Origin of the sequence: Caloranaerobacter ferrireducens (genome assembly GCF_001730685.1) — a bacterium.
Lineage (GTDB): Bacteria > Bacillota > Clostridia > Tissierellales > Thermohalobacteraceae > Caloranaerobacter > Caloranaerobacter ferrireducens.
The window spans coordinates 463,452-483,423 of record NZ_MDJR01000001.1 but is presented as its reverse complement, the minus strand read 5'-3'; the positions used below and the strand labels follow the sequence as shown (position 1 = coordinate 483,423).

At 28.9% G+C, this 19,972-nt stretch carries 17 protein-coding genes and 1 other annotated feature; of the genes, 1 reads left to right on the top strand and 16 read right to left on the bottom strand.

The features are described from left to right. Positions 1-4: 4 nt before the first annotated feature. The 8 genes from BFN48_RS02330 to BFN48_RS02295 all read right to left on the bottom strand — a co-directional run bounded on the left by BFN48_RS02330 (position 5) and on the right by BFN48_RS02295 (position 11,835). Entirely contained in the window at positions 5-1,366 is a 1,362-nt protein-coding gene (locus BFN48_RS02330; protein ID WP_242863195.1) for a sensor histidine kinase, read from the bottom strand. A 61-nt stretch (positions 1,367-1,427) separates the two neighbouring features. Next, positions 1,428-2,120: a response regulator transcription factor gene (locus BFN48_RS02325; RefSeq protein WP_069649254.1), complete on the bottom strand. Its 693-nt coding sequence runs from the start codon at positions 2,118-2,120 to the stop codon at positions 1,428-1,430. 213 nt (positions 2,121-2,333) lie between these two features. Beyond that, on the bottom strand, positions 2,334-4,241 hold the full coding sequence (selB, locus tag BFN48_RS02320) for a selenocysteine-specific translation elongation factor (protein WP_069649253.1): 1,908 nt from the start codon (positions 4,239-4,241) through the stop codon (positions 2,334-2,336). 12 nt (positions 4,242-4,253) lie between these two features. Further along, positions 4,254-5,666 (bottom strand): L-seryl-tRNA(Sec) selenium transferase, encoded by a 1,413-nt coding sequence (selA, locus tag BFN48_RS02315; RefSeq protein ID WP_069649723.1) that lies wholly within the window; start codon positions 5,664-5,666, stop codon positions 4,254-4,256. Between the two features lie 31 nt (positions 5,667-5,697). Beyond that, positions 5,698-6,738 (bottom strand): selenide, water dikinase SelD, encoded by a 1,041-nt coding sequence (selD, locus tag BFN48_RS02310; protein WP_083238744.1) that lies wholly within the window; start codon positions 6,736-6,738, stop codon positions 5,698-5,700. Positions 6,739-6,752: 14 nt separating this feature from the next. After that, the gene (locus tag BFN48_RS02305) at positions 6,753-7,382 is read right to left on the bottom strand and encodes a helix-hairpin-helix domain-containing protein (RefSeq protein ID WP_069649251.1); all 630 of its coding nucleotides are present in this window, start codon (positions 7,380-7,382) and stop codon (positions 6,753-6,755) included. 42 nt (positions 7,383-7,424) lie between these two features. Then, positions 7,425-10,520 carry a M28 family metallopeptidase gene (locus BFN48_RS02300; RefSeq protein WP_069649250.1) on the bottom strand — a complete coding sequence of 1,032 codons (3,096 nt, stop codon included), beginning with the start codon at positions 10,518-10,520 and terminating at the stop codon, positions 7,425-7,427. After that, the gene (locus BFN48_RS02295) at positions 10,501-11,835 is read right to left on the bottom strand and encodes a gluzincin family metallopeptidase (RefSeq protein ID WP_069649249.1); all 1,335 of its coding nucleotides are present in this window, start codon (positions 11,833-11,835) and stop codon (positions 10,501-10,503) included. Before BFN48_RS02295 ends, BFN48_RS02300 begins: the two co-directional genes overlap by 20 nt. A 275-nt stretch (positions 11,836-12,110) precedes the next feature. Here BFN48_RS02295 and BFN48_RS02290 point away from each other — a divergent pair, with 275 nt between their 5' ends. Further along, positions 12,111-13,430 carry a D-alanyl-D-alanine carboxypeptidase family protein gene (locus BFN48_RS02290; protein WP_069649248.1) on the top strand — a complete coding sequence of 440 codons (1,320 nt, stop codon included), beginning with the start codon at positions 12,111-12,113 and terminating at the stop codon, positions 13,428-13,430. A 36-nt stretch (positions 13,431-13,466) separates the two neighbouring features. On the opposite strand, the gene BFN48_RS02285 is transcribed toward BFN48_RS02290, so the two are convergent. From BFN48_RS02285 to BFN48_RS02250, 8 genes are all read right to left on the bottom strand, one after another. After that, positions 13,467-13,847 (bottom strand): RidA family protein, encoded by a 381-nt coding sequence (locus tag BFN48_RS02285; protein WP_069649247.1) that lies wholly within the window; start codon positions 13,845-13,847, stop codon positions 13,467-13,469. A gap of 41 nt (positions 13,848-13,888) precedes the next feature. After that, complete coding sequence (leuS, locus tag BFN48_RS02280) at positions 13,889-16,363, bottom strand: leucine--tRNA ligase (RefSeq protein ID WP_069649246.1); 2,475 nt, start codon at positions 16,361-16,363, stop codon at positions 13,889-13,891. A 191-nt stretch (positions 16,364-16,554) separates the two neighbouring features. After that, positions 16,555-16,734: a binding site (T-box leader), on the bottom strand. Positions 16,735-16,764: 30 nt separating this feature from the next. Continuing rightward, a complete protein-coding gene (rsfS, locus tag BFN48_RS02275; RefSeq protein WP_069649245.1) occupies positions 16,765-17,118 on the bottom strand; it encodes a ribosome silencing factor in 354 nt (117 codons plus the stop codon). A 39-nt stretch (positions 17,119-17,157) separates the two neighbouring features. After that, the gene (yqeK, locus tag BFN48_RS02270) at positions 17,158-17,694 is read right to left on the bottom strand and encodes a bis(5'-nucleosyl)-tetraphosphatase (symmetrical) YqeK (RefSeq protein ID WP_278287300.1); all 537 of its coding nucleotides are present in this window, start codon (positions 17,692-17,694) and stop codon (positions 17,158-17,160) included. Between the two features lie 58 nt (positions 17,695-17,752). Then, the gene (gene nadD / locus BFN48_RS02265; protein WP_083238742.1) at positions 17,753-18,427 is read right to left on the bottom strand and encodes a nicotinate-nucleotide adenylyltransferase; all 675 of its coding nucleotides are present in this window, start codon (positions 18,425-18,427) and stop codon (positions 17,753-17,755) included. Positions 18,428-18,642: 215 nt separating this feature from the next. Further along, entirely contained in the window at positions 18,643-18,957 is a 315-nt protein-coding gene (locus tag BFN48_RS02260; RefSeq protein ID WP_069649243.1) for a hypothetical protein, read from the bottom strand. Beyond that, on the bottom strand, positions 18,957-19,661 hold the full coding sequence (locus BFN48_RS12555; protein WP_069649242.1) for an S-layer homology domain-containing protein: 705 nt from the start codon (positions 19,659-19,661) through the stop codon (positions 18,957-18,959). Before BFN48_RS12555 ends, BFN48_RS02260 begins: the two co-directional genes overlap by 1 nt. Before the next feature lie 85 nt (positions 19,662-19,746). Further along, complete coding sequence (locus tag BFN48_RS02250) at positions 19,747-19,947, bottom strand: hypothetical protein (protein WP_069649241.1); 201 nt, start codon at positions 19,945-19,947, stop codon at positions 19,747-19,749. Positions 19,948-19,972: the final 25 nt, after the last annotated feature.

The following is a 19,972-nucleotide window of genomic DNA, read 5'->3' as shown; positions in this document are numbered from 1 at the left end:
CGAATTAAGCTAAGTTTAAATCAATAGGTATCTTAATATAAAATGTACTTCCCTTTCCTAATTCACTTTCTACATCTATAGTTCCCTGATGTAAACTTACTATTTGATACGCAATTGATAATCCTAATCCAGTACCTCCAGTACTTCTTGACCTAGCCTTGTCAACTCTATAAAATCTATCAAAAATTTGAGGTAAACTTTCCTTAGGTATACCTATCCCATTGTCTTTAACACGAATCACTACATAGTCTCCTTCAGTATATAGCTTAACCTCTACTCTACCTCCCTCAGGAGTATATTTAATTGCATTATGAATAATATTTATTACAGCTTGCTGTATTTTATTAGTATCTACCTTTATCTGAACTTTCTCCTTTTCAATATAATCCAAGCTAATTTTCTTATTATCAGCTAAAGGCTTAAGCCTAGCAATTATTTTTTCTACCAAAAAGTTAATATATGTTGTTTTAAAGTCAAGTGTTAATTTTTCCTTGTCCAAATCTACTAAGATAAGCAAATCATCAATTATGCTATTCAACCTGTCTATTTCTGAATCTATATCCTGTAAAAATTCTCTATAAACCAAAGCATCCACTTCTTTTTGATGTAGTAAAGACTCAGAAAGTAATTTAATAGAAGATAATGGTGTTCTTAATTCATGCGAAACATTTGCTACAAAATCTTTTCTCTGCTTATCAACTTGACTTAGTTTAGTACTCATAACATTAAAAGCATTAGCTAACTGCTTAAATTCATCATTTGTCTTAATTTCAACTTTCTGCCCTAAATTCCCCTGTGCCATTTTGGTTATAGCTTTTGTCATTTCTGAAATTGGTTTTGTTATAAAATCTGCAAATATAAAGCTCATTACTGCTACTAAAATTATACTTGCTAAAGATATTAATCTCAGTTTGTTATTTATTCTATCAACTACATTATATATATCATTTAATGATACTGATACAAATGTAGAACCTATTACTTCATCATCAAGTATAATTGGTACTGCTACATACATAACATGTCCATACTCTTTGAAACTGTAAACACTTGAATTACTTATACCTGCAAGTGCTTTCTGTATTTCGGAATGATACAATCTAGAACCTTCAAACTCATTATTCGAATCACTTTTAACCATATTATCCTTATCAACTATTATTATTCTTGCTTTAATTTCTTTACTATAATTTTCTACTAGCGTTTTTAATAGATTATCTAATACTAAAATTTTGTTATTCGGCAAATAAAACTTAATTCTATTAGACAAAATATTAGACTTAGTTAATATTTCCTGACGTTTTTCTTGTATATAGGTGTTTAGAATATTCTGACTTATAAAAATACTAATAATCATTTGTGACATTAATACCAATAATAAATAGGTGGATACAAGCTTCCACCTTATACTGATAAATCTTTTTCTTTTATGCTCTGTTCCTAAAATAGTAACCAACTCCCCATTTGGTTAAAATATATTCAGGCTGACTGGAGTTTTTCTCTATTTTTTCTCTTAATCTCCTTATATGCACATCAACAGTTCTCAAATCACCAAAATATTCATATCCCCAAATAACTTCTAATAGCTCTTCTCTACTGAAAACTTTGCCTGGATTTGAAGCAAGTAATAAAAGCAAGTCAAATTCTTTTGCTGTTAAATTAATTTCTTTTCCTCTTACTGTTACTTTTCTACCTAAAGTATTTATTGTAAAGTTATCGACTTTAATAACTTGGTCACCTATTTTTGTTTCTCTAGCTACTACTCTTCTAAGAATTGCCTTTATCCTTGCTTTTAACTCTAAAATATTGAAAGGTTTTGTAAGATAATCATCAGCACCATATTCAAGTCCTAAAATTTTATTTATATCTTCACCTTTAGCTGTTAACATAATAATAGGTACTTGTGATTTTTCTCTAATTTTTTGACATACTTCGAGCCCATCAATTCCTGGAAGCATTAAATCTAGTATGATTAAATCATAACTATTGTCTAATGCTTTTTTTAAAGCTTCATTACCATCATAAGCAGTATCTATTTTATATCCATCCTGTTCCAAGCTATATTTTAAACCTTTAACCATTAAGGGCTCATCGTCTACTATTAAAATATGATTGCCCATCTTATCACCTCAAATTGTTTATTTATAATCAATCTGTATTCAAGTAATTCTACAAAATTCATCAAAAATCCTTCTTTTATAATCCATAGGAAATTATATTTCTTATTAAACTATGGATAATTTTAAATATAATTTCCGTAATGGATATAGGCAAAATCTACCTTATATAATTTATTTAAATCGAAGATTTTGTTCTTTGTCTTTTTATCTATTTTACAGTAAAACTCTCTTATCTTCAATGCGTTTAGTAATCTTCTTTCTGTCAAAATCTTCTAATAATGCTACGGCAAACTTTCTACTAGTTCCTAATAAATCCCTAAATTGAGACAACGTTATTGAACCATTATCTTCAATAAACTTTTTAAGTTTTTCTAGACATTCATCATATACTTTCTTATGAAATGCAATCTCATCAGTTGCTTTAACAAGTATTCCTTGATCTATCATTGCATCATATACTTGTATAACTTCTTCTTTCTTGTATTTTAATTGAGATATTGCTTCATCTTTTTTAGGAGGTGCATACTTTCCATTTATATATATGCTTTCTAACTGATTTTTTATTTCATTTTGCAAGTCATTAAATTCAGGAACAAAATCCTTTAACGCAACTTTATCAAATATAATTTTAATTATACCATCTTCACTCAATTTATTTATCACCAAATCACCTAGTTTAGGTTTAATATGTCCTAGTAATTTACTTCTTAATTCCTCTTTTAGCATCCCTGATTTTAATGGGTTATTTTTATGATATGTATTTAATTCCTCAATAACATCTTTAGTAAGCTTAGAGAAATAATCCTTATGAATCACGTGTTTATCATTTAATAAGCTAAATCTAACTACTTTATTTTTTTCTTGTAATTCATTTACTAGTAATTCTATTTTATCCTGAGGAATAACAGTATTCTTTGCTATATCTGTTATACTAGGGAACTCTCTGCTATTTTCATGTACAAAATTTTCAACTATATCAATAGGCTTCCCTTTCTCTTTTAATTCAAATTCCTTTATTATAGCTTCGTCAAACCTCTTTCTTTTTGGTGGATTTGAATCTAATATTTCTCCACCTCCAATTGTTTCCATAGGTGAATAAAATCTAATAATAAATTTATCTCCTCTTTTAGCTACTGTTTCTTCTTCTAGCCTTAATTGAGCATAGCAACTTTCTCCTGGATATAATTCTTCTCTATCAAGTAATACTGCTCTTGTTAATATTTCGCTAGTGCCTAGATATAACCTCAATCTCGCACGATTTTTTATAGTTCTATTAGAATCTTTTAAACAATGTAGTTTTACATCTAACATCATTGTAGATTTCATAGAACCTATAGGAGCTATTACATTTCCCCTATCAACTTCATTTTTCTTTATACCAGCTAAATTTATTGCTACCCTTTGACCAGCATAAGCTTCACTAGTATTCTTACCGTGCACCTGTATAGATCTAATTCTACTTGTTTTATTTCCAGGGAAAATTTGAACTTCATCTCCCTCTTTAAATTTACCAGATATTAATGTGCCAGTTACTACTGTTCCAAAACCTGATATTGTAAAAGCTCTATCAACTGGTAACCTTGGAGTTTCTGTAATATCTCTTTCTTCTATTTCTTCTGTAAGCTTATCTATAGTTTCTATAAGTTCACGAATTCCTATTCCTTTTGTTGAAGATACAGGTATAACTGGACTGTTCTCCAAAAAAGTACCTTTAAGCTGATTATTTATATCATCTATTACAAGACTTAGCCAATCTTCATCTACTAAATCAGCTTTAGTAATTGCTACTAAGCCTTTTTTAATATCTAGCAAATTCAATATATCTAGATGCTCTTTAGTCTGAGGCATAACACCTTCGTCTGCTGCCACAACCAAAATTACAATATCCATACCTATTACGCCTGCTAGCATATTTTTAATAAATTTTTCATGTCCTGGAACATCAATAATTCCTGCTCGTCTTCCACTAGGCAAATCAAAATATGTAAAACCTAGCTCAATAGATATTCCTCTTTCTTTTTCTTCTTTTAATCTATCAGTTTCTCTGCCTGTCAATGCTTTGATTAGAGTTGTTTTTCCATGATCTATATGTCCAGCAGTACCTATGATAACGTTTTTCATATAAACACCCCTTTATAAATTATCGGCTATAACTTTTAATGCAGTAGCAATTATATCAAATTCATTTTTATGTATTGTTCGTACATCTAAATAGAGTTTATCTTTGTATATTCTTGATATTATAGGGGTTTCATACATTCTAAGACTTTTTTCAAGCTCAGAAGTACCTATTAAACATGAGCTTATTTCAATCGCTTTAGTCGGTAATTTTTCAAGAGGTAATGAACCTCCTCCGACTTGTGAAAACTGGTCAACTATTTTAATTTCTAACTTATCATTAATATTTGCCTTTATTTTATCAAAAAGAATCTTAGCCTTTTCATTAAGCTCGTCCTCAGACATAGTTATCATATTAAGTGTAGGAATTTTTTTGATAGCTTCATTTTCATCAAGATAAAGACTAAGAGTAGGCTCTAATGCTGCAAGGGTAAATTTATCCACTCTAAACGCTCTAGTTAGTGGATTTTTTTTCATTCTGTCAATATAAATCTTTTTACCTACTATAATTCCTGCTTGTGGTCCTCCTAAAAGTTTATCTCCACTAAAAGTTACAACATCTACGCCCTTTTTAATTGAATCTTGAACTGTAGGTTCATAACATAATCCATACTTTGATAGGTCGACTAAAACACCACTTCCTAAATCTTCAATTACTGGTATATCGTATTTTTTCCCTAATTCAACTAGTTCATCTAATTCTACACTAGAAGTAAATCCTAAGATTCTGTAATTACTTGTATGAACCTTTAATAGTGCGGCTGTTTCTTCATTTATAGCATTTTCATAGTCCCATAGATGAGTTTTATTAGTTGTGCCAACATCAACTAGCTTAGCACCACTTTGCAGCATTACATCTGGTACTCTAAAAGAACCACCTATTTCCACTAACTCACCTCTAGAAACTATTACCTCTTTATCCTTTGCCAATGTACTTAAAACTAACATTACTGCAGCTGCATTGTTATTTACAACTAATGCACTTTCAGCACCTGTAATTTTAGTAAGAATTTCTTCTATATGGCTATATCTAGAACCTCGCATTCCTTTGTCTAAATCAAACTCTAAATTTGAATAATTACTTGCAACTTCAACAACGTTATTAAGAACACTCTTACTTATAAGTGACCTGCCAAGATTCGTATGAATAACTACCCCTGTTGCATTTATTACTCTTTTAAGATTTGGTTTAGCCTTATTAGTTGCTCTTTTCGCTATGTATAAAGGTAATTTTTTTATCTCTTCTTTTAGAGTATTTACATTATATTTTCCATTTCTTATGCCTTCTCTAATAATATCTAGTTCTTCTCTAATAGCTTCAATAACATATTCCCTTGACATTTCATCCATCAAACTATTTATTTTATTATCAGATAATAATTCATCAACTTTTGGAAGCATTGAAAACAAGTTGATTTTGTTATTCATAATACACCATCCATTCCTAAATATTATAGCTTTATTCAACTATTATTGGATATTTCCCTTTACTAATAACCTCTCCAATTATTGCATAATCTACTGGATTATTTTCAAGTTCTTTTATAAGCATCTCTGCTTTTGCTTTATCTACTGAAATTAAAAGACCTCCAGATGTCTGTGGATCAAACAATATATCTTTTATTTCTTCTTTAATATTTTTATTGATGTATGCTCTATCATTTACAAAACTTTTGTTTTTATATGCCCCTTCTGGAATTAGTCCCATTTTAGCATACTCTTTCGCACTTTCTAAAATAGGAACTTTATTACTAAATATTTTTATTGTAACATCACTACCTAAAGCCATTTCTAATGCATGACCTATTAAACCAAAACCTGTTACATCAGTACAGCTATTTACACCGACTTTCATCATAGCATCTTTTCCAATTTTGTTTAGCGTAGTCATAACCTTTACTGCCTCGTTGTATGTTTTTTGATCTGCCATCTGTGCTTTGATAGCTGTATTTATTATACCTAAACCTATTGGTTTAGTTAAAACTAATAAATCGCCTGCTTTTGCATTACAATTTTTTATTACTTTATCTGGATGAATAAAACCAGTTACTGATAGACCATATTTTGGTTCATTATCTTCTACAGTATGTCCTCCAACTAAAAGTGCATTTGCCTCTTTAACTTTATCATATCCTCCCTTTAAAATCTCTGTCATAACCTCAGGAGGTAGGCAATTTGGAAAGCAAATTATATTCATAGCTAATTTTGGCTCTCCACCCATAGCATATACATCACTTAATGAATTTGTCGCTGCTATTTGCCCAAAAGTATATGGATCATCTACTACTGGTGTAAAAAAATCAACTGTTTGAATTATAGCTGTATTTTCATCAATTTTATATACAGCAGCATCATCAGATGTATCAATACCTACAATTAGGTTATCATCATACGTTTTAGGTAATTGACACAGAACCTGTGCCAAGGTCTCAGGACCTATTTTAGCAGCTCAGCCAGAACTACTAGTTAACTCAGTAAGCCTTTTAAGTGTTTCTGCCATTTTTATCCTCCTAACTAGTTAACTGTTATTAAGTCTCTTATTGCTTCAAACTTCTTTTCTCCTATTCCAGAAACATTTTTTATCTCTTCTATATCATTAAATCTATTCTTAGTTCTATATTCGATAATTCTACCTGCTAATACCTTGCCTATACCTGGTAAATCCATAAGTTCATTAAGACTTGCATTATTTATATCTATTTTACTAGTACTTACATTTGTACTAGCTACAACGTTTTCTTGAGAATTACTAGTAAAACTTTCTTCACCTTTTTTAGGTATGTATATCTTCTCTTCATCAACAAGTTTTTTAGCTAAATTTATTCTGTCTAAATCTGCTTCTTCCTTTAATCCTCCTGCTGCATTAACAGCATCTATAACTCTATCGCCTTCTTTTAAAATAACTAACCCTGGTCTATAAACCTCACCACTTATATGAACCATTATAGTTTTATCTATATTTTCTTCTTCAATATTTTTTTCTGAAGTATTAACATTTTCTGTATCTTCTATATTATTAATATCTTGTCCTACTTCATCTATCTTTATTTCATTACTTCTTATTAATTTTATCGAAACAACTGAAATAATACATACAACTAGTATTAGTATAACTATTTGTTCCTTTTTTGTAAAGGAAACCATTAAATCACCTCATATCATTTTAACATTATCTTTTCTATAATTTTAGTATTCTTCTTTATTAAACATCTCTGTCCTATTTAGTCTTTCCAAACCACCTTTTAGAGTATATGGTGCATATAAAGTTGAAATAAATATCATGTTTATAATTGTAAATATTATAAATAATCTTAAAAACGAAGCTTTGCCCTTTTCGTATCTATAAAACAACACTAAACCTAATGCAATAATTCCTATAAAAAATGTAACTATTATACTTTCATAACTTATTCCTATCAAATTTGGCATTTTAAATGTAGCAATCTGACAGATAAAATTAAGTGAAACAGCTATATAAATAGCTTTACCATTAGCTAGCCATTCATCCTTCTTAAAAATCTTAAATAATATCAAAAGTAAAACTCCTGGTATTACCCAATGTAATTTTGTCAGCAATACAATAAAAGCTAAAAATAGGTTTTTAATTATTCTGCTTGATCTTACTAAAAATTCATTTTTAAAACTGTTAAATCCAAAATACTCATTTGAACTTGATACCTTTAAAATATTTTTATTTTTACCTTCTAACCAAGCAATATATATGTCTTTCTTATCAGTATCTATAACTGAATTTGTTACTTTATTATTCTTAGTTTCGTAAATTAAATCAGTTTTTCTAAGTTTCCCATTAAAAAAGCTTAGGAAATATATATAATTTTTACCCAGGTGATTTTCAGCATTTATACTCATATATAAATCAATACCATCTATTTCTTTATTATTAACTATAGTAGGTACTTCCTTAATTTCTGCTATAGCTCCTCCTGCATCGTGTAACTCTATTTTTTCTTTTTTGACTATGTTGTTCTTTCTATTGCTTAAGTAAAAAGTTAAATAGTAATAATCCTCTTGTTCTTTAAAAAATATATACCCTTTAGCTTTATCTATTCCAAAAGCTAGCTGAGAATCCTCTTTTAAAGTATATAGTCTAACTGGATTACTAAGTTCCCCATCAGCATTTAATGCAGCATATTTAATTAAAATATTCCCTTTATTCTTCTGCTTATATAAAATAAATATCCTGTCTTTATAATCTACTTGAGCTAAAACGTTTAAAATATTTTTATCTTTGATGTTCTTTTCCCATTGTTCAGACTTTACAATAATTTCATCTTCACTACTTACAATGATATACTTTTTACCCTGATTTTCTAATATAGTAAAATCATTTATGTTTTCTAATACTTTTTCTGCTCTTTCAGATTCATTAGTCAAACAAAACAGATTTTTTTCATAAGCATAATAAACTTTATTTGAGTTTAACACATATTTATTATTTTTTTCATAAGGAATTTTTAAAAGCTTTTCATCTTTAACTTTGCCATCTTTATCTAGTACAATAATTTTAATTCCTTTTTTATCTTTTACTAAAACATTAATATTATCATCAATTTGAAAATCTAATATTTTTTCAATATTTTCACCTGTAACCTTTACTTGATTTTCACAAGGTTTTGAAAGAGGTTTTACAGCAATTGTTTCTTCTGCTTCATAGCTGCTATTGTATATCAATATAGATAATAGCATTATCACTATTAAGATTGATGTAAATATTGGTCTTCCACTAAACTTCTCTTTTAACTTTTCATTTTTATTTATTGACTTAACTGCAAATATAAATACTAGACCTATTAAGAAAATAGCTGAAAAATAAATAGGTATAGTTTTTAATGCATATAACTGTTCTTTAGAAATAACATTTTTGCTTATATCCTTTGTACTGAAAGCAAAATAATTTATTAAGCTAAGCATTAGCATTCCAGCTTCTCCTAATCTTTCCTTATCAATATTGGAAATATCATCTTCAACGGTATGTATTAAATTGTCAGCTGGATGTGTTATAGTAACAGCTGGAACTCCTCTAAGATCAAAGCTTAAGTGGTCACTATTACTCGAAAATGAATCAACACTGCACTCTATCCCGCGTTTCTCTGCTACCTGAGCTATTTTGTCTACTAGTTCGCTACTTACAAGCTGTCCTACTGTTCCTCTTTGTTGCGAAGGAAAAGTATCAATCTCAAGTTTCACTTTTTCTTTAGAGCCTATCATATCTATGTTAAAAACTTTAGTACCCATAAGTGGAAATGGACGTGAAAATACATAGTATTTTGACCCTTGAAGTCCACTCTCTTCCCCATTAAATGCTGCAAAAACGATAGTTCTCTTTGGCTTTTTCCCGCTTTCTTTTATAGCTCTAGCTAGCTCTAAAAGCATACCAGTTCCTGAAGCATTATCCAAAGCTCCATTAAATACTGAACCGTCAGGGTCAGTACCAATATGGTCAAAATGTGCACTTATAAGAATAACTTCTTTTTTTAGCTTTTCATCATTGCCTGGAATATAACCTATTACATTTGAAACTTCTACTTCTTTAAACACTAAATTAATATCTATATTTACACTATATCCTTTATTACTAAAATCAACTAATTCTTTAAATACTTCTTGTCTTACTACTATATCAATAAATTTACCTTCGACCTTTTTATCTGCCTTTTCCCCAATATAAACAGTTTTTATTAATAAATTTTTTTCTTTTCCTTTTAAATCCATAGTTGTTGGTCTTATTACAGCCTTAACACCTTTTTTAACTAACATTTTGGCTTTTTCCAAATCTCTTAAGTCGTCATAGAATAGTACTATATTATCTTTACCTGTTTCAATATCATCTAATGAACCTATATATTTTATTTTGCCGCTAACTTGACCGCCTTTTGAGTAGTCTCTTGTATTTTCAATAAAATCTTTTCTTAATTTATATCTCTTAATAACATTACCTTCTCTATCTAAAACCTCAAATTTTACTGGTTTGTTTAAAAAAGGTGAAATAATCTTGAATGTCTGAAAGTAACTCCCATTACTATTTATTGGCTCAAGTCCTATTTTTTCAAATTCTTTTGCTATATACTCCTGTGCCATTCTATTTCCTTCTGTACCAGGCAGTCTTCCTTCATACTTATCTGATGAAAGTTCAGCTATATATTTGTATGCATTATCTTTATTAAAATTATACGGGTCAATATACGACCCGCATCCTGTTAAAAATATAATTAAAGTTATAATTAAAACTATAAATTTATAATTATTTTTCACTATTTTCACCCTCTATACCTTCTATGTAATCAAGCCATTCTCCTTCTAATTCATATAATTCCTTCTTATATACACTGTAAAGTGCTTTATCAGTTTCTTCATATAAATTAGTTTTGTAGTATTCCATATATTTATCAAAACCGTATTTGTCTACAAGGTACTTTGCAAAAGAAAATATTTCAGGATAAACTATATCTCTGTTAAAACTACGATCTATTAATAAACCTGTAGTTAAATATTCTAACGGTACATAATCATCAGAATTTACAACATCCTTAATATTTATCCCACTATATTTTGAATCTATATCTAAAGCACCATATAGTCCTAATTGTGTAAATTTACTTAATGGTAATCCTGATTTATCTATCAATACCTTATATATAAAATATTTATAAAAACTATCTTTATTTTCTTTATTATAAACTTCATAAATATTCCCTAGCCAAAAATCAAAATCCCACTGTTTATAAATTTGCTTTATTTTATCACTCATGAAAAGATAGTAATCTATCTTCTCATCATAACTAATATTAAGTTTACTAGATATTTCTTCATAAGCCTTTTCTCTTTCTTCAATTATTTTATTAATATTTTTCTCTACGTTATCATTTAACGGACTATAATGGAAAATAAAATGTTCACTTTCTTTAGTTTTAAAATCATCCTTCCAAGAATTTTCGCCAATCTTATTTATAAGCCACTGTGTATCAGTTTTATTAAACATTCCTATATATTTTTCGTTTTTATTTACTTTAATAACATATTCTGCGTTTCTCGAAGGTGTTGTTACATACAAAATGTAAGGCATATATTTTTTATTCAACGCTCCATTAACAATCAAATATTTCTTCTTATTTAAAGGATTAGGTATAAGATACTTAAAAATAACAGATTCATCTTTAAAGACTTTATCACCAACTACAAGACTTCCATCTATTATTTTCATAGGAAGCTTTTCATTTATTTTTGCAAAAAGTTGATTTGTTTCAGGATTTCCTAATATAATGATATGCCTATTTTTTATATCATCTTCATTAACTTCAACATCACTTTTAATAATAAATCTGTCTCTAATTTCTTTTTGAAATCCCTGACTATATGACTTAGCTAAATTATACAAAACAGCAGTATCTTGTTTACTGCCTATTGTTCCATAAACTACTACAACTTCATCTCCATACAATACTTTATGAGAATAATCTCTCATTCCAGTCATGCTTTTATCAATTTTTTCAGAGTCTGTACTAGTAACACCACCACACCCCGTTAATGTTGATAAAATAAAAATTATAGTTAATAGGTAAACAAGAAATTTTTTCACAACCACATCCCCCATTTCCTATCATATATGTTTTATATTTAACTGTTAAAAAACTAAATTAATAATATCTTATTCTATATATTCTAAAAAAATCCTTTTTATTTTGTATATTTCATTTTTCCCATATATTACAATGTAACTCTACTGCTAAAGTCCTAAAAAGTAAAATTATATATTTTAAAATAGCGTATGCCTTAAAAAAGAACAAAATTTCTGCTATACTATAATATAGTTGATTAAAACGTAATTAAAAAACACAAGTAGAGGTGATATACGTGAAAAAAATCATAGCACTATTTGTAACCATCTTTTTACTAATAAATATACCTGCATTATCTTACGCAAATAAAAAATTAGATATTTCGGCTGAAGCTGCTATATTAATCGATGCTAATACTGGTAAAATATTGTATGAAAAAAATGCACATAAACCAATGTTTCCAGCTAGTACTACAAAAATTATGACAGCAATTTTAGCTTTAGAGTATGGAAATCTTGATGATACAGTAGTTATTGATGATAAAACGCCCTATGAAATTAGTGGAAGCCACATAGCATTAGAACCTGGAGAAATGATAACTTTAAAAGACCTATTATATGCATTGTTAATAGAATCTGCTAATGACGCTGCAACAGCAATTGCAAAGCACATATCAGGTTCTACCCAAAATTTTGCCGACTTAATGAATAAGAAAGCTAAAGAAATTGGTGCTAAAAATACTCATTTTACAAATCCTCATGGACTACCAGATAAAAACCATACAACTACAGCGTATGACTTAGCAATGATGGCTAAATATGCAATGGAAAATGATACTTTTAGAAGCATTGTAAAGAACTATAAATATACAATACCACCTACAAATAAAAAAGATGAGCCTAGATATTTGAAGTCAGCTAACAGACTACTATATGGAACAGGCTCTGGTAATAAAATAGTTGTAGATGGTAAAACAGTAAATATAAAATATGACGGAGCGGATGGGATTAAAACAGGATACACATATGTAGCACAACAATGCCTCGTTGCAACAGCAAAAAGAGGGAATTTAAGATTAATCAGTGTAGTCCTTCATGCAGTAGGAACTAATGTTTATGTAGATACACATAAGCTTTTGAATTATGGTTTTGATAACTTTACTACAAAACAATTATCTTTCAAAAATGAATTTATAAAAAATATTGATGTTATAAAAGGGGACAAGCCTTTTGTTACTGGTATAATAAATAAATCTGTTTTTTCTATAATTCCTAAAGGAAGAGAAAATGATATAGTAAAAGATATAATTTTACCTGATAAAATTACTGCTCCAATTACAAAAGACCAAGTAATTGGAAGGGTAGAATATAAATTGGATGGTGAAGTAATTGCAGCTGCCAATATTGTATCTGCAATGGAAATAAATCAAAAAGGAATTATAAGAGTTGTTGAAACAACAGATGGGAAATCATTATTTAAAAAATGGTGGTTTTGGTTTATTGTAATGTTTATAATATGGAGAATATTTATTGGTTATAAAAGATATAAGAGAGCAAAAAGAAGAAGATTAAGAAGAGAGATTACTTTTAGCTATAGTAACCGTTATAAATATTAGAAGCTGCTTAATACGCAGCTTCTAATATTTTTTGTATTAAATTATTGCAATTGCTTCAACTTCAACATTTCCATCCTTAGGTAGTCTAGCAACTTCAATACAAGATCTTGCTGGTTTATTTTCACAGAAATACTCTTCATATACTTCATTTATTTTACTAAATTGATTCATATCTTTAATATATAGAGTAACTTTAACTACATCATTTAAAGTTGCGCCACCTTCTTTAAGTACAGCCTTTAAATTTTCTAAAGCTTGCCTAGTTTCTTTCTGAATATCATCCTGTACAAGCTCACCTGTTTCTGGATTAATAGCTAATTGACCTGATGTAAAAATCATATTACCTGCTACTATTCCTTGAGAATATGGTCCAATAGCTTTTGGTGCCTTATCTGTTGAAATTACTTTTTTATCCATTTTCTCTCCTCCTCTTTATTGTTTTTTTATAATCCATTTTGTTATTTTGCAACTATATTAACTAATTTTTTAGGTACAACTATAACTTTTTTAACTTCTTTACCTTCTATAAAGTTCTTAACTCTTTCGCTATTTAATGCTAATTTTTCTAAGCTTTCCTTATCAATATTAGCATCAACTTCGATTTTATCTCTCACTTTTCCGTTCACTTGAATTACTACTGTTATTTGATCTTTAACTATAGCTTTTTCATCATACTCAGGCCATTTTTGTTGATGTACGCTTCCTTCATTGCCAACTAAATTCCAAAGTTCTTCAGCTAGATGTGGAGCAAAAGGCGCTAGTAATAATATTAAATTATCAATCGCTTCTGCTAGGATAGCATTCTTATAGTCATTGGATTCTGCATTATCCTTATATTTATATATTTCATTAACAAGTTCCATAATGCTACTTATAGCTGTATTGAAGTTAAATCTATCTTCTACATCAATAGTTACCTTCTGAATTGTAGAATGTAAAACATATCTTAAATTCTTATCAGCTTTACTTAATTGATCAATATTAATTTCGCACTTATTATTATATACTTCTTTTAGCTCTTCTACTAACCTATATACTCTGTTTAAGAATCTATAACATCCTTCTACTCCTTGGTCACTCCACTCTAAATCTCTTTCAGGTGGAGCTGCAAATAATACAAATAATCTTGCTGTATCAGCACCATAATTAGAAATTATTTCTTCTGGACTTACTACATTGCCTTTAGATTTAGACATTTTTGCCCCATCTTTAAGCACCATACCTTGTGTAAGTAGATTTTTAAAAGGTTCATTTACAGGTGAAAGTCCCATGTCATATAATACCTTAACAAAGAATCTAGAATATAGAAGGTGTAATATAGCATGTTCTACTCCACCTATATACTGATCTACTTTCATCCAATAATTCGCTTTATCTTTATTGAATGGTTCATTTTCATTCTTTGGATCAGTATATCTTAAGAAATACCATGATGAATCAACAAAGGTATCCATAGTATCGGTTTCTCTTCTTGCTTTTTTACCACACTTCGGACAAGTAGTGTACATAAACTCCTTGCTTGTAGTTAAAGGCGACTGTCCTTTGCCTGTAAATTCTACATCTGTTGGCAACTTTACTGGAAGATCAGCATCTGAAACAGGTACTATCCCACAGTCATCACAATATATTATAGGTATTGGAGTACCCCAATATCTCTGTCTTGAAATTAACCAGTCTCTAAGCCTGTAATTTATAGTAGCTTTTCCAACTTCTAATTCTTCAATATATTTTGTTATTTCGGTTTTAGCAGTTTTATTATCTAGACCATTGAATTTATCAGAATTTATCATTACACCTTCGCCAGTATATGCTTCTTTTAAATCATCCTCATCAAAATCTCCATCAACTGGTTTTATTACAGGTCTAATTGGTATGTTATATTTCTTAGCAAATTCAAAGTCTCTTTGGTCATGACCTGGTACGGCCATAATAGCACCAGTTCCATAGTCTATTAATACATAATTGGCAATATAAATAGGTATTTCTTCTTTAGTAACAGGATTTACAGCGTATCTTCCTATAAAAACTCCTTCTTTTTCTGCAGTTGTTGAAGTTCTGTCAATTTCTGATATATATTCCATTTTCTTTTTGAATTCAAGTACTTCTTCTTCGTAATCTGTACCTTTTACTAATTCATTTATATATGGATGTTCTGGTGCCATTACCATATAAGTTACGCCATAGATTGTATCTGGTCTAGTAGTGAAGACCTTTAATTTTTTATCAAAATCTTTAATTTCAAAGTCTATTTCAGCACCTTCACTCTTGCCAATCCAATTTTTCTGCATTATTTTAACTTTCTCAGGCCAACCATCAAGCTCTTTTATATCTTCAAGTAATCTTTCTGCATAATCTGTAATTTTAAAATACCATTGTTCTAATTCTTTTTTTCCAACAGGTGTATCACATCTTTCACAAGCTCCGTTAACAACCTGTTCATTAGCCAATACAGTTTCACAAGAAGGACACCAATTTACAGCTGATTTTTTCTTATAAGCTAATCCTCTTTTATATAATTGTATAAAGAACCACTGTGTCCATTTGTAATAATCTGGTAAACAAGTAGTTACTTCTCTATTCCAGTCATAGCTAAGACCTAATCTCTTTAGTTGTTTTTTCATTTCATCAATATTTTCTAATGTCCACTTGTTAGGATGTATACCATGTTTTATAGCCGCATTTTCAGCAGGTAGACCAAACGCATCCCAACCCATAGGATGTAATACGTTAAACCCTCTCATTCTCTTAAATCTTGCAAATACATCACCTATTGAATAGTTGCGTACATGGCCCATATGTATTTTACCAGATGGATAAGGAAACATTTCTAGTACATAGTATTTTTGAGCTTCATCTTCACTAGCTTTAAAAGCATTATTACTTTCCCATATTTCTTGCCATTTTTTCTCGATTTTACTAAAATTGTAAGCCATCATACCCCTCCTTCATTATTGTTCTTTTCTACAATAAGAAACAAATTAACCCTTTATTATTTAAACTATTGAAAATTTTTATTCTAAAATTGCTGACAGCTAATGACTTTTAGCTTATAGGCTACTAGTTAACACCTATACCTATATAACAAACTATATAATATAATAAAAAAACTTCTAATCCCTAATTGCTTAGGGACGAGAAGTTATCCCGCGGTACCACCCTAATTGGCTTGTAAGCCCACTCATAGGTCCTATAACGGAGACCAACCATTTTCACATAAAGCAAGTTCAGTAAACGGTTATACCAGTTCACACCAACCACTGGCTCTCTGAAATAACCTAATTTACCTACTACTCTTTATTTAATCCTTATTCTATTTACTCTATTATAGATAAATTTAGATTATATTGTCAATATCTATTTCTTTAGCATCTATCCACAATCTATCTAAATTATAAAATTCTCTGTCTTCTTTATGAAAAACATGCACTACTATATCGCCAAAATCAAGTAGTATCCATCTACCCTCTCTATACCCTTCTTTACTGATTACATCGTATCCTAATTGATACATTTTATCTTCAATTTCGTCCGCTATCGCTATAACCTGTCTTTCATTATTACCACTTGCAAATATAAAATAATCTGCTATTGTTGTTATATTTGATATATCTAAAAGTTTAATATCAAAAGCTTTTTTGTTGTCTGCGGCTTCTAAAATTACTGATATTCTATTATCTATATTTGTCACTACCTCAAACCTCCTAGCTGTTATAATCTATGTATTTTATTAACTTTCTCTTTGGATTTTCTTAAGTAGAAAATTTCTTGCCTTTATAGTTTCAATATCTAATATCCATCCATTATCTACAACATATTTTATCGTATTATCCATTGCCATTAGTACTGCTTTATCTAAATCTAGAAAAGCTAATTCTCTCAATACCTCTACTGATGGAAAATCTCTATTAGGTTCAATGTAATCTGCTATATAAATAATTTTTTCTAATAGACTCATATTTTCTTTACCTGTAGTATGATACCTTATTGCATTTAATATTTCCAAATCCTTAATCCCAAATTCATTTTTTGCTATTTCTGCACCTAGAGGAGCATGAAGTAAAGCAATATTAACATCTTTGACATCATCAAGAATTATACCAAATTCAAATGCCATTTTCAATAATTCTCTATCATTCTTAAGTTTCCCACAATCATGAATCAAACCAGCAAGTCGTGCTTTGTTTTTATCACATCCATAAACATCAGCAAGTTTTTCTGCTGTTTCCATAACCCCGATAGAATGTATAAATCTTTCTTCATTAATATAGGATTTTAGCTTTTTCTTTATTTCGTGTATTATAATACATCCCTCCTGTAGTTATTTACCTATACAAATTATTTTTATAAATATATTTCTCTACCGTTTCTGGCAAAAGATATTTAATAGTTCTACCTTCTCTTATTCTAGCCCTTATTTCAGTAGATGATATTTGCAAAGCTGTCACCATCGTAGTATGAATACTTACACCATATTCATTTTTTATTTCTTGTATTTTCCTCTCAAGCTTAACCATTTCAAATCCTGGTCTAGTTGCTGCTATAAAATTGCATAGCTTTAATAATTCACCAACATTTTTCCAAGTATGAAGTTCAAAAATAGAATCTGCTCCAGTTATAAAGTATAACTCTACATTATTGCATATTTTCCTTAATGTTTTGATAGTGTCGATAGTATATGTAGTTTCTTTCTTTTCTATTTCTATAGTAGATACTTCAAAATAAGGATTTGAAAGTGTAGCTAATAACGTCATTATATATCTGTGTCTAGCTGAAGTTATTTTTTTATTATCTTTATGAGGAGGATTTCCTGCAGGTATAAAAATCACTTTATCTAATTTAAACTCATTTCTAATTTCTTCTGCTATAACTAAATGACCTATATGTATTGGATCAAAAGTTCCTCCCATTATTCCAATTCTCTTAAGATTTTTACATTCTATGCTTTTTCCTTTATTCTCTTTTTTAAGCGCTAACTCAATAAGTGTATCAATATTCATTTGTTACACCTCTTATTTAAGTTATGATATTATATATTATTTTAAATAAACACATAAGTCAAATATTTCTTATTGCAATTATTGAACTAAATCTTTGATCTAAATAAATCAAGGAAAATTTTGTTGAAATCCATAAACGGAAATTATATATAAATTTATCTACAGTTTAATAAGGAGTATAATTTCCTATGGATTATAAACAAAAACTAGGAATATTAATTCCTAGTTTTAAATAAAGCTTCTAATTTATCTACTATAATCCTAGCCATAAGTTCAATATCTTTCTTAGTAAAACCTTTTATATTTTCTTTTTCAAGTTCTCTATATGTTATATTTGTTATAGCCAATATAAGCTGTTCTTTATCTTTTGTATTAGCAACTTCTAATATGTTTTTAGCAGTATCAATCAATATTTCTTGTACTTTTGCCTTTTCTTCAGAAGTAACTCTAAAATCTTTTATATAAGGTATTAACTTAGCAACTGCAATTCCAGCTATAAATGTTATTACAATTATTATTAGTGTTTCCATTAATCTTCCCCCTTTAACAAATCATATAATCTCATAATTAATGCTACACCTTGTTCTCTAGTCAAGTAGTCCTTAGGTTTAAAATTACCTTCACCATCACCTTTAATTAAGCCTAATTCTGCTGCCCTTTTAATATATTCATATGACCACATATCAGGAGTTACATCCTTAAATGGCATATCATAATACTTCAACCTTTCATTAACAAGTTTTAGTATTTCGCCCTTATCAACTAAAAGCCCTGGACATGTTTTATCACTATATTCTCTATGAAATACCAAAGTTGGTACTCTACCCTGTTTATTTTTTATATTTTTAATTATTGCAGCAATTAGTCTAATACTTGCTTCTAACTGTATACCTTCCAATTTCTCTTCATCAAAATTACCAATATGTTCAATAGATATTGCACCATTATTTCTGCCATATATTGATGCAGGACTTTTCTCCAAATCTCTTCCATCCCATATTGTTCCATCTGGTGCTACAGTAAAATGTTGTGCTATATCTGTAAATCTTCTTACCTCAGTATGATATTTCCACATGCCTAAAATAATCTTTTCTTTATCTTCCGCCTGTAAATAATCTTTCTTAGTTGGTTTCCACGTATGATGAAAATGTATTTCATAAATTTGTCTTTTGAATTCATATTTATCTAAAAATATTTCAATTTGCTCTATAGTATATTGTTTAAATCTCCTCATACCATCACCTTTAAACTTTTTATGATATCTTCTCAATATATCTTATTCAAAAACAAAAAAAAGGTACCATATTAAAGGTACCTTTTTAATACAAGCTATTTTCATCAATTAACTCTTTCATCTTCGTTATTTCATTTTTATCGTTAGAAATTATTGTATCTATTTTTTCCGTTTCAAAATTCTTAAAATATGCCTTAAATTCGCCATTTTCTCCATCTTCATATTTTATACACTTGAAGCCACTATCAAATAACCTTTCTAATTGTTTTAAATTTCTTTTTTCCATATTATCACTCCTTTCATAAAAAAGC

Excerpts from the sequence above, each read along its gene's own strand:
- selB (WP_069649253.1), bottom strand. The coding sequence starts at position 4,241 with ATGAAAAACGTTATCATAGGTACTGCTGGACATATAGATCATGGAAAA.
- leuS (WP_069649246.1), bottom strand. The coding sequence starts at position 16,363 with ATGGCTTACAATTTTAGTAAAATCGAGAAAAAATGGCAAGAAATATGG.
- BFN48_RS02325 (WP_069649254.1), bottom strand. The coding sequence starts at position 2,120 with ATGGGCAATCATATTTTAATAGTAGACGATGAGCCCTTAATGGTTAAA.
- nadD (WP_083238742.1), bottom strand. The coding sequence starts at position 18,427 with ATGAATATTGATACACTTATTGAGTTAGCGCTTAAAAAAGAGAATAAA.
- BFN48_RS02260 (WP_069649243.1), bottom strand. The coding sequence starts at position 18,957 with ATGGAAACACTAATAATAATTGTAATAACATTTATAGCTGGAATTGCA.
- BFN48_RS02250 (WP_069649241.1), bottom strand. The coding sequence starts at position 19,947 with ATGGAAAAAAGAAATTTAAAACAATTAGAAAGGTTATTTGATAGTGGC.
- BFN48_RS02330 (WP_242863195.1), bottom strand. The coding sequence starts at position 1,366 with ATGTCACAAATGATTATTAGTATTTTTATAAGTCAGAATATTCTAAAC.
- BFN48_RS12555 (WP_069649242.1), bottom strand. The coding sequence starts at position 19,661 with ATGAGGAGATTTAAACAATATACTATAGAGCAAATTGAAATATTTTTA.
- BFN48_RS02285 (WP_069649247.1), bottom strand. The coding sequence starts at position 13,847 with ATGGATAAAAAAGTAATTTCAACAGATAAGGCACCAAAAGCTATTGGA.
- BFN48_RS02305 (WP_069649251.1), bottom strand. The coding sequence starts at position 7,382 with ATGGTTTCCTTTACAAAAAAGGAACAAATAGTTATACTAATACTAGTT.
- selA (WP_069649723.1), bottom strand. The coding sequence starts at position 5,666 with ATGAATAACAAAATCAACTTGTTTTCAATGCTTCCAAAAGTTGATGAA.